Raw genomic sequence first — 12,706 nt, forward strand, 5'->3', positions numbered from 1 at the left:
CGCGCAGTTATCGACTTCGAGAGAATTCCATGTCCCGTATTCAAAACACGTTCGCGGCACTGGCCGCGCAGGGCAAGAAAGGTCTGATTCCGTTTTTCACCGCTGGCGATCCCGATCCGGCGCGCACGGTTGAGTTTATGCATGCGCTCGTCAAAGGCGGCGCCGATGTGATCGAGCTTGGCGTGCCGTTTTCGGACCCGATGGCCGATGGTCCAGTGATCCAGTTGTCGTCGGAACGGGCGCTGGCAAAGGGCGTGTCGCTGAAACACGTACTCGCCGACGTCAAGCGTTTCCGTGAAACCAACAACACGACGCCCGTCGTGCTGATGGGCTACGCCAACCCGATCGAACGCATGGGTGCCGATGCCTTCGCGAAGGCTGCGAACGAAGCGGGCGTCGACGGCGTGCTGGTTGTCGACTATCCGCCGGAAGAATCGGTGATCTTCGCCGAAAAGATGAAGGCGGCGGAAATCGATCCGATTTTTCTGCTTGCGCCCACGTCCACCGACGAGCGCATCGCGGAGGTTGGTAAAATCGCGTCTGGTTACGTCTACTATGTGTCGCTCAAGGGTGTGACGGGCGCTGCAAATCTGGACGTTTTGAGCATCGCGAGTAAAATCCCGGCCATCAAGTCGCGCGTACCGCTGCCGGTGGGCGTCGGTTTCGGCATTCGCGACGCGCAATCCGCGCGCGCTGTGGCCGAAGTGTCCGATGCCGTCGTGATCGGCAGCCGTATCGTGCAATTGCTCGAAGAAGCAGCACCCGAGACCGCTGCGAGCAAACTGACCGATTTCATCGCTGAAATCCGTCAGGCGCTCGACGGTATCGGCGCGACTGCCCGATAAACATCATTTTTGTCGCGGTTAGCATGGCGGCGCGGTGTCTGCTGCGCCGCCTTTCGTATCGCGAATCCTGGAAGGAAAGAACATGAGCTGGCTCGACAAACTGTTGCCGCCGAAAATCAAGCAAACCGACCCGAAAAGCCGCAAGGGCATTCCGGAAGGGCTGTGGATCAAGTGTCCGTCGTGCGAAGCGGTGCTCTACCGCAACGACGTCGAGGCGAATCTGCACGTCTGCCCGAAGTGCGACCACCATATGCGGATCGGCGCGCGCGAACGGCTCGACGGCTTGCTCGATCCGGAAGGCCGCTATGAAATCGGCCAGGAAATCCTGCCGGTCGACGCGCTGAAGTTCAAGGACAGCCGCAAGTATCCGGATCGCCTGAAAGAGGCGATGGAAGACACCGACGAAACCGACGCGATGGTCGTGATGGGCGGTGCAATCCACACGTTGCCCGTCGTGGTCGCAAACTTCGAGTTCGCGTTCATGGGCGGCTCGATGGGTTCCGTGGTCGGCGAGCGCTTCGCGCGCGGCGCACAGAACGCGATCGAGCAGCACGTGCCGTTTATCTGCTTCACCGCTTCGGGCGGCGCGCGCATGCAGGAAAGCCTGCTGTCGCTGATGCAGATGGCCAAGACCACGGCCATGCTGACCAAGCTCGCCGAAGCCAAGCTGCCGTTCATCTCCGTGCTGACCGACCCGACCATGGGCGGTGTCTCGGCGAGTTTCGCGTTCCTCGGCGACGTCGTGATCGCGGAACCGAAGGCGCTGATCGGCTTCGCCGGCCCGCGCGTGATCGAACAGACCGTGCGTGAAAAGCTGCCGGAAGGCTTCCAGCGCGCCGAATTCCTGCTGCAAAAGGGCGCAATCGACATGATTGTCGACCGTCGCAAGCTGCGCGAAGAACTCGCGCAACTGATGGCGCTGCTGACGCGCCAGCCGGCTGACGCCGTCGCCTGACGCCGCTTTGGGCCGTGACGTTGTGCGCGGCCAACAGAAAAAACCAACGCGCCGCGGAAGTCTCCAAGCGGCGCGTTGTCATTTCTAGGATAATTCCGGTCCGCACTGCCAGTTTTTCAGATGACCACTTTCCCCACACTCGACGCGTGGCTCACGCACCTGGAATCCGCTCATCCTGTCGGTATCGACATGGGACTTGCGCGCATCAGCAAGGTGCGCGATGCGCTGGACCTGAAGTTTGCATGCCCGGTGATCACCGTCGGCGGCACGAACGGCAAGGGGTCCACCTGCGCGATCCTCGAATCGATCCTGCTGCGCGCGGGTTACACGGTTGGCTGTCACACGTCGCCGCATCTGCTGGCGTTCAACGAGCGCGCGCGAATCAATGGCCAGATCGCAACGGACAGCGACCTGTTGCCGCACTTCGAAGCTGTCGAGAAGGCGCGCCAGACGCTGCCTGAGCCGGTTTCGCTGACGTATTTCGAGTTCACGACGCTGGCGATCATGCATCTGTTCGCCGATCGCGGCCTGGACGTGGTGATTTTCGAAGTGGGTCTGGGCGGCCGTCTGGATGCCGTCAATATCCTCGATACCGACTGCGCGATCATTACCAGCATCGACATCGATCACACCGACTTCCTCGGCGATACGCGCGAGAAAATCGCATTTGAGAAAGCGGGCATTTTCCGCGCGGGCAAACCGGCAATCTGCGCCGATCCCGTTCCGCCGCAAACGCTGATCGATCACGCTGAGCAAGTTGGCGCCGAGTTGTGGCTTTTTGGCCGCGATTTCCGCTACGAAGCGCAACCGGGCAATGAGCGTCAGCAATGGAGCTACATCGGCCCGACGATGCGTCGCTCGGCGCTCGCCTATCCGGCGCTGCGCGGCGCGAACCAGTTGATCAACACGACAGCCGCGCTGGCGGGGCTTGAAGCGCTGCGCGACCGTCTGCCGGTGTCGGCTCAGGACATTCGGCTGGGGCTTGCGAACGTCGAATTGCCGGGCCGCTTCCAGGTGCTGCCGGGCAAGCCGTCGATCGTGCTCGACGTCGGCCACAATCCGCATGCAGCCGCCGTTTTAGGCCAGAATCTCGGCAATATGGGCTATTTTCCCTATACGTACGCCGTATTTGGCTCGATGCGCGACAAGGACGTCGCCGGCGTGCTGGAGCATCTGAAAGGCGAAATCGACCACTGGAACGTCACCGATCTGCCGACGCCACGCGCCGCCAGCACGGATGAACTTGAAACGGCATTGCACGAGGCAGGCGTCATCGAAGGGCCGGATTGTAGTGTCACGCGTTTTGCCACACCGGCAGAAGCTTTCCAGGACGCGCTAAAACGAGCCACTGACAATGATAGATTCGTGGTTTTCGGCAGTTTCTATACGGTTGCAGGCGTGATGGCCTACCGTAAATCGCAGCAACACTGAACGCGCGGGCCTCGACCAAGCCATTCATGGGTATTTTCTCGTTCGGCAAGAAAGACGACGCACCTACGCGGCGCGGCGCAAATTCCAGTTCCTCTCGCGGTAGTCGTACCGAGCGCGCTGACCGCGCGGAGCGGGTCGAACGGCGCAGCCGCCGCACGGACCGTTCCGGCGACGCAGATGCGATGCTGCTCGACCCCACGCTTCCTGAGAAACAGCGCGCACGCCGCCGCCTGGTGGGCGCAATTGCGCTGGTGATTGCCGCCGTCGTGATTCTGCCGATGGTGCTGGATTCGCATCCGAAGCCCGTCACCGACGACATTTCCATCGATATTCCGAGCCATCCGGCGCCGAAGGCGCGCGCATCGGAAGACACTGACACGCAAGCCGCCGTCGCACCTGACAATCCCGCCGCACCGGATGCTGCGATGGCCGCCTCCGGCCTCGCTCCCGCCGCGTCGGGCTCGGCGGCCACGGGCGCCGTGGCATCGCAGCGCGACAAAGCCAGCGGCAACAGCCAGGACGCGCCCATCGCCATGCCGCCGGCGAAGCCGCAGACGTCGAACATGGCCGCGAACAATGCAACGGCGCAAGCGGCGAAACCGGCAGCGAAGCCTCAAGCCGACACGAAGCCCACGGCAAAACCAGAACAGAAACCCGCAGTCACGGACACGGCACAGGCACCCGCGTCGGGCACCGAAACCGGCACGCCCGCAGCGCCTCCCGGCAGCCGCTTCGTGGTGGCGCTCGGCTCGTTCCCTGACGACGCCAGCGCGCATGCGTGGACGAACAAGTTGAAAGCGGCGGGTGTGCCCGTATATACGGAGCGTCGCAAGCAGGCTGACGGCTCTTCCCGTACCCTGTTGCGCGCGGGTCCGTTCGCGGATCGTGCGGCGGCGTCGGCGGCTATCGCGAAGGTGCGCGAGGCCGGGCTGACGTCGGGTGCGAACAACGGCACTGCGCAGTAATCCGGCGATGTTCACCGCGTTCGACTACGCTGTAATGGCGGTGATCGTCCTGTCCGCCATGCGCGGCACGTGGCGCGGCTTTTTGTCCGAGGTATTCGGGCTGATCGGCTGGGTCGTGGCGTTTCTGGTGGCAGCGCGGTTCGTGACCCTGCTGGTGCCCTACGTGCCGGCGAACTGGCCGGGCGGCGCGCTGACGCAATGGCTGATCGCGTTCGCGGCGATCGTGATCGGCGTGATGCTGGTGGCCAGCGTGGCGAATGCGCTGCTGCACCGGCTGGTGCAGGTGTCCGGCCTGGGCGGTATCGACCGCTCGCTTGGACTGATGTTCGGCCTCGTACGCGGGGTCATACTGGTGCTGGTTCTGGTCGCCCTCGCTGGCTTGACCGAACTGCCCAAACAGGAATTCTGGCGCAACGCGCTGCTGCGGCCCTACGCCGAGCAGGGCGTGCGAGAGTTGAAGCCTCTGCTTCCCGATACCCTCGCCGCCTACGTCCACGTGTAACGACTACGTTGCACGCAAGAAGGGGCGAAGGCGGATGACAAGGCGGGCCGATGGTGAAGCATGCAGGACCACGGCGCGCGCGGCTGCCTCCCAGGCAGGCCGCACTGATCGAATTTCGTACCCTTTGAAGGACATGCCATGTGCGGCATCGTAGGCGTAGTTTCCCAGTCTCCCGTCAATCAGCTTCTGTATGACAGCCTGCTGCTGCTGCAGCATCGCGGTCAGGACGCGGCCGGCATCGCCACGGCGAACGGCAACAATTTCCACATGCACAAGGCCAACGGCATGGTGCGCGACGTGTTCCGCACGCGCAACATGCGCAGCCTGCCCGGCAACAGCGGCATTGGCCAGGTGCGTTACCCGACGGCGGGTTCTGCGTCGAGCGAAGAAGAAGCCCAGCCGTTCTACGTGAACGCGCCGTTCGGCCTCATCCTTGCGCACAACGGCAATCTGACGAACTGGCAGCAGTTGAAAGACGAGATGTTCCGCATCGACCGTCGCCACATCAACACGAATTCCGACACGGAAGTCATGCTCAACGTGTTCGCGCACGAATTGCAGCTGTCCAGCTCGGGCCTGCAACTCGATCCCGCCGCGTTGTTCAAGGCGGTGTCGGGCGTGCATCGCCGGGTGCGTGGCTCGTACGCGATCGTGTCGCTGATCTCGGGCTACGGCCTGCTTGGTTTCCGCGACCCGTTCGGCATCCGTCCGCTGTGTATCGGCAAGCTGGAAACGGCGTCGGGCACGGAGTGGATGCTGGCGTCGGAATCGGTGGCGCTGGAAGGTATCGGTTTTGAATTCGTGCGCGACGTGGCGCCGGGCGAAGCGATTTTCATCGACTTCGAAGGCAACTTCCACTCGCAGCAGTGCGCGCCGAACGCGAGCCTGAACCCGTGCATTTTCGAACTCGTGTATCTCGCGCGTCCGGACTCGGTGCTCGACGGCGTGCCCGTCTACAACGCGCGTCTGCGCATGGGCGACTATCTGGCCGAGACGATCCTGCGCGAACTGCCCGAAGACGTGAAGATCGAGGTGGTGATGCCGATTCCCGATTCGTCGCGCCCGGCAGCCATGCAGGTCGCCGCGAAACTCGGCGTCGAATACCGCGAAGGCTTCTTCAAGATCCGCTACGTGGGCCGCACCTTCATCATGCCGGGCCAGGCAGTGCGCAAGAAATCGGTGCGCCAGAAGCTGAACGCGATGGGCATCGAGTTCAAGGGCAAGAACGTGCTGATCGTCGACGATTCGATCGTTCGCGGCACGACCTCGCATGAAATCGTGCAGATGGCGCGTGATGCGGGCGCGAACAAGGTGATCTTCGCTTCGGCGGCGCCGCCCGTGAAGTTCCCGAACGTGTACGGCATCGACATGCCGACGCGCAGCGAACTCGTCGCGCACGGCCGTTCGGACGAAGACGTGGCACGTTTGATCGGTGCCGACTTCCTGGTCTATCAGGACGTCGACGCGCTGAAAAACGCGATCCGCGACATCAACCCGGCGCTGAAGGAATTCGAGGCTTCGTGCTTCGACGGCAACTACATCACGGGCGATGTGACCTCGGAATACCTCGACCGCATCGAATCGGCCCGTCTCGCGCCGTCCGCGCAATCGGACCGCGATGCAGCCAGCGAAGCGATCGACGGCGGCGCAGCGCGCTCGCAATTGCACTTGCAGCTGTCGGTCGAGTAACGCGTCGTAAGCGCGCGAGATTCGCTCAAACGCAATCTCGCGCGCCTCGTTTGAGAACGGAAGCCCGCGCGCAATGTTAGTATCGGGTCTTGCGTCGATTTGATCTCAGCTTGCGGACGCGGGGAAACCCAAAACAGCTAAAGCGAACGGTGAGCAGCAACACTCATCGCGCTGACAGCGTTCCCCGCACACGAAGCCCGCTTATGCCGACGCAAAGCGGGCTTTTTTGTCGCTATCGCGTGCATGTGCCTCAACGGCAAGTGAGCGTGGCCTGAAAAAACGGAACAGAACGGACATGGACGACTCCCTCAACTTCGACACACTCGCGGTCCGCTCGGGCACGTTGCGCAGCGATTTCGGCGAACATTCGGAAGCGATCTTCCTGACATCGAGCTTTGTGTTCGAGAGCGCCGCCGATGCAGCCGAGCGCTTCAAGAATTCCGAAGACTATTACACGTACTCGCGCTTCACGAACCCGACCGTGACGATGTTCCAGGAACGTCTCGCGGCGCTCGAAGGCGGCGAGGCTTGCATGGCGACGGCGTCGGGGATGAGCGCGATCATGTCGGTCGTGATGTCGGCGTTGCAGGCGGGCGATCATCTTGTCAGTTCGCAGAGCCTGTTCGGTTCGACGCTCGGCATGTTCTCGCAGATCTTCAGCAAGTTCGGCATCACGACCACGTTCGTCGATCCGACCGATCTCGACGCGTGGAAAAACGCCGTGCGTCCCGAGACGAAGATGTTCTTCCTCGAAACGCCGTCGAACCCGCTGACGGAGATCGCCGATATCGAAGCGATCAGCAAGATCGCGAAGTCGGCGAATGCGCTGTTCGTCGTCGACAACTGTTTCTGTAGCCCGGCGCTGCAGCAGCCGCTGAAACTCGGCGCGGACGTCGTCATGCATTCGGCGACCAAGTTTCTCGATGGGCAAGGGCGTGTGCTCGGCGGCGCGCTGGTCGGCTCGAAGCAGTTCATCATGGAGAAGGTGTTCCCGTTCGTGCGCAGCGCGGGTCCGACGCTGTCCGCGTTCAATGCGTGGGTGCTGCTGAAGGGCATGGAAACGCTGTCGCTGCGCGTCGAGCGTCAGTCGGCGAACGCGCTTGAAATCGCGCGTTGGCTCGATCAGCATCCGGCAGTGAATCGCGTGTTCTATCCTGGTCTCGAATCGCATCCGCAATACGAGATCGCGAAGCGTCAGCAGAAGGCGGGCGGCGCGATCGTGTCGTTCGAACTGAAGGGCGGCACGCCCGAAGAAATGCGCGCGAATGCGTGGCGCGTGATCGACAGCACGAAGATCTGCTCGATCACGGGCAATCTCGGCGATACGCGCACGACCATCACGCATCCCGCCACGACCACACATGGCCGCATCACGCCGGAGGCACGCGCGGCAGCGGGCATCACGGAAGGGCTGATCCGTCTGGCCGTTGGTCTGGAGAATGCCACCGATATCCGCGACGATCTGGCGCGCGGTCTGGCAGGCTGATGACGTAATGAAAACGGGCGCTACGAAGCGCCCGTTTTTCATTTCAATGCAGCAACGCGCGCCACTGGCCCGGCGCCATACCGAAGCGCCGTGTGAACGCATGCGTATAAGCGCTCTGATCGCCGAAGCCGACTTCGAGCGCCACGTCCGTCAATGAGCGGCGTGGATCGGCCAGCAACGTAACGGATGTATCGAGTCTCAGACGCTGCAGATAGCGATGCGGCGTTTCGCCGAATGCGTCGATGAACAGTTGATGAAAACGCCGCATGCCGAAACCGCAATGCGTAGCGAGATCCGCGATGCGCAGCGGTTCGGAAAGATGTGCGCGCAGCCATGCATCGATGCGTGCGAAATCGAGTCCCGCGCCGGGCGCAGCATCCACTGTGCCCGTGTCTTCGATGATCGCCGCGCACAAGCGCGCGGCAGCGTCCCAGTTGAAGCGCCGCCAGGCCGCGTCGCCGTCGATATGTCCTGTCGCGCGGCCCGCGATATGCGCAACCAGTTGCGTGAGCGACGAATCGATCGTCACGGCACGGGCCCGATCGAACAGACGTTGCGGGACCGCGACCGATGACGCGGGCAAATCCAGCACAAGTTGCCGGTTTTCACCGACACCCGCATAGTCGTGCCGCGCGCCCGCCGGAATGAGCCACGCGGACGTGCTGTCGATTTCATTGGCGACGCCATCCACGGCCATCACCATCGACCCATCCAGCCCGCGCACGATCTGATGAAAATCGTGCACATCCGACGCTTCTACCGCGCCGTAACGGCGCAGTGAAACGCTGGGTGCGTCGATGACGGCGTGACTCACGATCAACCGGCTGCCAAAACAGCAAACACGCTCAGACGTCGAGCAATTCGACTTCGAACACGAGCGTGGCGTTCGGCGGAATCACGCCGCCTGCGCCGCGCACGCCGTAGCCGAGTTGCGGCGGAATCGTGAGCTTGCGCACGCCACCCACCTTCATGCCCTGCACGCCTTCGTCCCAACCCTTGATGACCATGCCGCCGCCCAGCACGAACGCGAACGGGTCGTTGCGATCCTTGCTCGAGTCAAACTTCTGGCCGTCGGTCAGCCAGCCGGTGTAGTGCACGCTAACGGTCTGGCCGGCTTTCGCTTCGGCGCCCGTGCCTTCCGTCAGGTCTTCGTACTGGAGGCCCGAGGCCGTGGTGACTGTGGACATGCGATGCTCCTTGTAATCGTTCGAAACCGCTATTGTAGGCGTGTTGTCGTACTGTCGAGAAGATTGGCCGGACGGCCATGCCTATAATGTCCAGACCGCAACCAACGATGAACCGCCAACAAGGATGTCGATCGTGACTACGTCTACCCCGTCTTCTTCCGGCAACGAGGAGATGTCTGCCGTCACCGAACGAACCGCGCGACGCAGCGCGGAAACGGCGCTCTTCATGCGCGACCATGTGCTGTCGCTGGTCTCGCATGATCTGCGCAGTCCGCTCAACGCGATTCACAGCTGGGCCTATGTGCTCGATCGCAAGATCGATGCAACCGACGCCACTGCGCAACGCGCGCTCGAAGGCATTCGTAGCGGCGTCGAGCAGCAGGTGAAGCTGCTCGAATCGATTGTCGATACGACGCGTGCCGAAACGCGCGCGCTTGCGTTGCAGCGCGCACCGTTTGCAGTGCGTCCACTGCTCGACGAAACCATCGGCGATGTGCGCGCCGCGCTTGCGGTGCGGCGTGATGTCGCGCTCGAACTGAACACCGCGCTTGCCGAACAGCGTATCGATGCCGATCGCGAGCGTCTTGCTGCGGCACTGTGGTTACTCGCTGTGTTCGCAGTCGAAGCCAGTGCGCGTGGCGCGACGGTGACGCTCGATGCTTCCGTCGATGCTTCCATGTTCCACGCGAGCGTTTCCTGGCAGGCCACGCCGGCCGCGCTAACGGATGCCGCGCTGCCTCACGTGCTCGAAAACTTCGCGCGTGCGCAAGCGACACACCCGCGCGAAGCAGGCCGCATTTCGTGGGTGCTGGGGCTGTGCAAACGCGTGGCAGAGGCACACGACGGCGCTTTCGAGCAGGGCGAATGGACGGACGGCGTGCCGACCACGCTCAAGCTGCGCGTGCCGCTCGCGGGCGCATGACGCCCGTCCACGCACGCAACCGGCGGCGCACGACCTGGCCGGATGGCCAGTTCACGCGCGACCGGCACTTTCAGATGCCTTTCGCACTCTATACTGACGGCTTTAGTTGCCGGAGTCCTTCGCTTTGATCCAGTTCGTCGCCCTCATTGGCGCGTTGTTGCTCGTTGCCCTCAACGGTTTCTTTGTCGCCGCAGAATTCGGCCTCGTCAAGCTGCGGCAGACGCGCGTGCAAACGCTCGCCGCGAAGCATGGCTTGCGCGGCAAGCTGCTCGCGAAGGTGCATGGCCGGCTGGATGCGTATCTGTCGGCGTGTCAGCTCGGTATCACGCTGGCATCGTTGGGTCTTGGCTGGATCGGCGAACCGGCTTTCGCTGAATTGCTGAACCCGGTGTTTCATTTGCTCGGCATCCAGAACGAGCAATTGATCCACGGCATCTCGCTGTTCTTTGCGTTCTCGTGCATTTCGTTCCTGCACATCGTGGTGGGTGAACTGGCGCCGAAGTCGCTGGCCATCCGTCAGTCCGAGCATGTCTCGCTGTGGACGGCGATGCCGCTGTACGGCTTCTACTGGGCGATGTACCCGGCCATCTGGGTGCTCAACTCGAGTGCGAACGCCGTGCTGCGCCTCGCCGGTCTCACGGCCGATCACGGCGGCGACACACATTACTCGACAGACGAACTCAAGTTGATCCTGCGAGGCCGCCACGCAAGCGTGGCGAACGAACTCGACGGCCCGAAAGATGCCTATTCGCAGGACGAATGGAACACCATCGCGCACTCGCTCGATTTCTCGCGCATGACCGTGTCCGATCTGATGCGTCCCGCGCACGAACTGGTGAGCCTGCGCCGCGATCTGCCGTGGCGCGACAACATGCAAATCATCGCGCGGCATCGCTTCAGCCGTTATCCGTTGCTCGAAGATGCAACGGGCGAGCGCGTGGCGGGCACGATCCATCTGAAGGATCTGCTGCTGGCGCGTCATGCGGGCAGCACGCTCGACGACCTGTCGCATTACGTGCGGCCTGTGCAGTACGTGAAGCCGAACATGCCCGCGCTCGAACTGTTTCGCCGTTTCCGCAAGGGCGCGCCGCATCTCGCGCTGGTTGGGCAGAAGAACGCGAAGCCGATCGGCTTTCTCACGCTCGACAATCTGCTCGGCGCGCTTGTCGGCCAGATTCACGACGAGTTCCGCCAGGGCGATGCCGACTGGACCCGCATGGACGACGGCACGCTGATGGGCAAGGGCAGTCTGCCTGTGGTGTCGCTGGAGCGTGCGCTGGGTATCGATATTGACGAAGGCAGCGCTGAATCGGTCGGCGGTCTGGTGATCAACGCACTGGCTGATTTGCGCGAAGAAGGGCAGCGCGTCGAGTTCGACCGTTTCGATGTGGTCGTGAAGCGGATGAAGGGGCCGCGTATCGTGCTTGTGCGTGTGTATCCGAAGGTGTTTGATGATGAGGGTGGTTAGGGCATCCGTTCAACTCACCTGATCTACTAGATCCCGCCTTCCCGCCAAGGCGCGATATCGCCGATTGGCGCAGACGAAAGCGCTTCGCTCCTGCGCCAGCGCCTTTGACTGTTTTTGACATGAATCGACTGATGGATATGCTAAAACGGAAGGATCACTAAATAAGGAGATCCGCCCGATGGCAGTTCCATTGCATCTTTGGCTGAAAGACGAAAGCGGTGCGGACATTCGAGGTTCCAGTGAAGTCTACGGGCGAGAGGGAAGCATTGAAATCTTGAGTCTGACGCACGGCCTTCATTCACCTACGGATAGCAACACTGGAAAGCTTATCGGCGCACGGTCTCATCGTCCTTTAACCGTCGAAAAGGAAATAGACCGCTCAACGGCTCTTCTTTACAAAGCAGTTGCGCAAGGCGCGACATTGCAGTCGGGGGAGTTGAGGTTTTATCGCACGACCGATGCGGGGAGGGAAGAAGCGTACTTCACGATTTACATGAAGAACGTGAAAGTGGTGGGTGTTTCTCCGAAGGTACTGAATATCAAGGAGGTCGAGAGCCAGCACCGTAATCATTTCGAAATCGTAGAATTTCGCTATGAAGAAATATCGTGGATCTATGCTGACGGCAATTTGATATTCAAAGATGCCTGGTCGTACATTTGAAGGGGAAGGCTGTGACCATACGGTGCACTTTCCTGTTGAATGATCAGGCAACCTCTCAGTTATTTTGTTCCGGATTCGGCTCTGTTGAAGCTTATTCTGGCACGAGACAAGGTCGCGATAATCCACGCGCTACGGCCATGCCGAACGTCGGTCCACTACCAGTTGGAACATATTACATTGTTGACCGGGAGTCGGGCGGAACACTTGGATGGATAAAGGACTGGTTTTCTGCGCACGGATGGGGAACGACTGATCGTTCCAGATGGTTTATGCTTTGGAATCCGAAGAGTGGTGATACGACCATGATCAACGGTATTCAGCGAGGAAAATTCAGACTGCATCCCGAAGGGCCCATGCATCTGAGCGAAGGCTGCATCACTGTAGTCAACGCATTCGCATTCGATAACCTGCAACGCTATATCCGAACGCGCAAGCCCGACTTGCCCGTTCCCGGTGGTCTAATGCGTGCGTATGGGACAGTCGAGGTGAGATGACAGCGTTTCGCTTTCGCATTGTGTATCTCTTCGGACATACCGCCGCCTCATGTATCGGCGGGTGGTATCTGGGGGCGCTTGTGTCCCGCATGCCGTTCTGG

At 61.5% G+C, this 12,706-nt stretch carries 13 protein-coding genes; 11 read left to right on the top strand and 2 right to left on the bottom strand.

From position 1 onward, the window contains the following. Positions 1 to 29: 29 nt before the first annotated feature. From trpA to DK391_RS23255, 7 genes are all read left to right on the top strand, one after another. Positions 30 to 845 (top strand): tryptophan synthase subunit alpha, encoded by an 816-nt coding sequence (trpA, locus tag DK391_RS23225; RefSeq protein ID WP_109480338.1) that lies wholly within the window; start codon positions 30 to 32, stop codon positions 843 to 845. An 82-nt stretch (positions 846 to 927) separates the two neighbouring features. Beyond that, positions 928 to 1,800 carry an acetyl-CoA carboxylase, carboxyltransferase subunit beta gene (gene accD, locus DK391_RS23230; RefSeq protein ID WP_109480339.1) on the top strand — a complete coding sequence of 291 codons (873 nt, stop codon included), beginning with the start codon at positions 928 to 930 and terminating at the stop codon, positions 1,798 to 1,800. Positions 1,801 to 1,920: 120 nt separating this feature from the next. Further along, on the top strand, positions 1,921 to 3,231 hold the full coding sequence (gene folC, locus DK391_RS23235) for a bifunctional tetrahydrofolate synthase/dihydrofolate synthase (RefSeq protein WP_109480340.1): 1,311 nt from the start codon (positions 1,921 to 1,923) through the stop codon (positions 3,229 to 3,231). A gap of 26 nt (positions 3,232 to 3,257) precedes the next feature. Continuing rightward, complete coding sequence (locus DK391_RS23240; protein WP_109480341.1) at positions 3,258 to 4,196, top strand: SPOR domain-containing protein; 939 nt, start codon at positions 3,258 to 3,260, stop codon at positions 4,194 to 4,196. A 7-nt stretch (positions 4,197 to 4,203) separates the two neighbouring features. After that, positions 4,204 to 4,698: a CvpA family protein gene (locus tag DK391_RS23245; RefSeq protein ID WP_109480342.1), complete on the top strand. Its 495-nt coding sequence runs from the start codon at positions 4,204 to 4,206 to the stop codon at positions 4,696 to 4,698. Between the two features lie 138 nt (positions 4,699 to 4,836). Then, the gene (purF, locus tag DK391_RS23250; protein ID WP_109480343.1) at positions 4,837 to 6,387 is read left to right on the top strand and encodes an amidophosphoribosyltransferase; all 1,551 of its coding nucleotides are present in this window, start codon (positions 4,837 to 4,839) and stop codon (positions 6,385 to 6,387) included. Between the two features lie 295 nt (positions 6,388 to 6,682). Then, the gene (locus DK391_RS23255) at positions 6,683 to 7,873 is read left to right on the top strand and encodes an O-succinylhomoserine sulfhydrylase (protein ID WP_109480344.1); all 1,191 of its coding nucleotides are present in this window, start codon (positions 6,683 to 6,685) and stop codon (positions 7,871 to 7,873) included. A 43-nt stretch (positions 7,874 to 7,916) separates the two neighbouring features. Here the strand turns inward: DK391_RS23255 and DK391_RS23260 are convergent, their stop codons facing one another. After that, positions 7,917 to 8,687 (bottom strand): AraC family transcriptional regulator, encoded by a 771-nt coding sequence (locus DK391_RS23260; RefSeq protein WP_109480381.1) that lies wholly within the window; start codon positions 8,685 to 8,687, stop codon positions 7,917 to 7,919. 31 nt (positions 8,688 to 8,718) lie between these two features. Beyond that, positions 8,719 to 9,060 (bottom strand): FKBP-type peptidyl-prolyl cis-trans isomerase, encoded by a 342-nt coding sequence (locus tag DK391_RS23265; protein ID WP_109480345.1) that lies wholly within the window; start codon positions 9,058 to 9,060, stop codon positions 8,719 to 8,721. A gap of 124 nt (positions 9,061 to 9,184) precedes the next feature. Between DK391_RS23265 and DK391_RS23270 the strand changes: the two genes are divergently transcribed. The 4 genes from DK391_RS23270 to DK391_RS23285 all read left to right on the top strand — a co-directional run bounded on the left by DK391_RS23270 (position 9,185) and on the right by DK391_RS23285 (position 12,605). After that, on the top strand, positions 9,185 to 9,982 hold the full coding sequence (locus DK391_RS23270) for a histidine kinase dimerization/phospho-acceptor domain-containing protein (RefSeq protein WP_109480346.1): 798 nt from the start codon (positions 9,185 to 9,187) through the stop codon (positions 9,980 to 9,982). A gap of 124 nt (positions 9,983 to 10,106) precedes the next feature. After that, positions 10,107 to 11,450, top strand: a complete 1,344-nt coding sequence (locus DK391_RS23275; protein ID WP_109480347.1) for a hemolysin family protein — start codon at positions 10,107 to 10,109, stop codon at positions 11,448 to 11,450. A 178-nt stretch (positions 11,451 to 11,628) separates the two neighbouring features. Beyond that, positions 11,629 to 12,111, top strand: coding sequence for a type VI secretion system tube protein TssD (gene tssD, locus DK391_RS23280; RefSeq protein ID WP_109480348.1), 483 nt, complete (start codon positions 11,629 to 11,631; stop codon positions 12,109 to 12,111). Between the two features lie 11 nt (positions 12,112 to 12,122). After that, a complete protein-coding gene (locus DK391_RS23285; protein ID WP_109480382.1) occupies positions 12,123 to 12,605 on the top strand; it encodes a DUF2778 domain-containing protein in 483 nt (160 codons plus the stop codon). Positions 12,606 to 12,706: the final 101 nt, after the last annotated feature.

The sequence above is a fragment of the Paraburkholderia sp. C35 genome, from assembly GCF_003121405.1.
GTDB lineage: Bacteria > Pseudomonadota > Gammaproteobacteria > Burkholderiales > Burkholderiaceae > Paraburkholderia.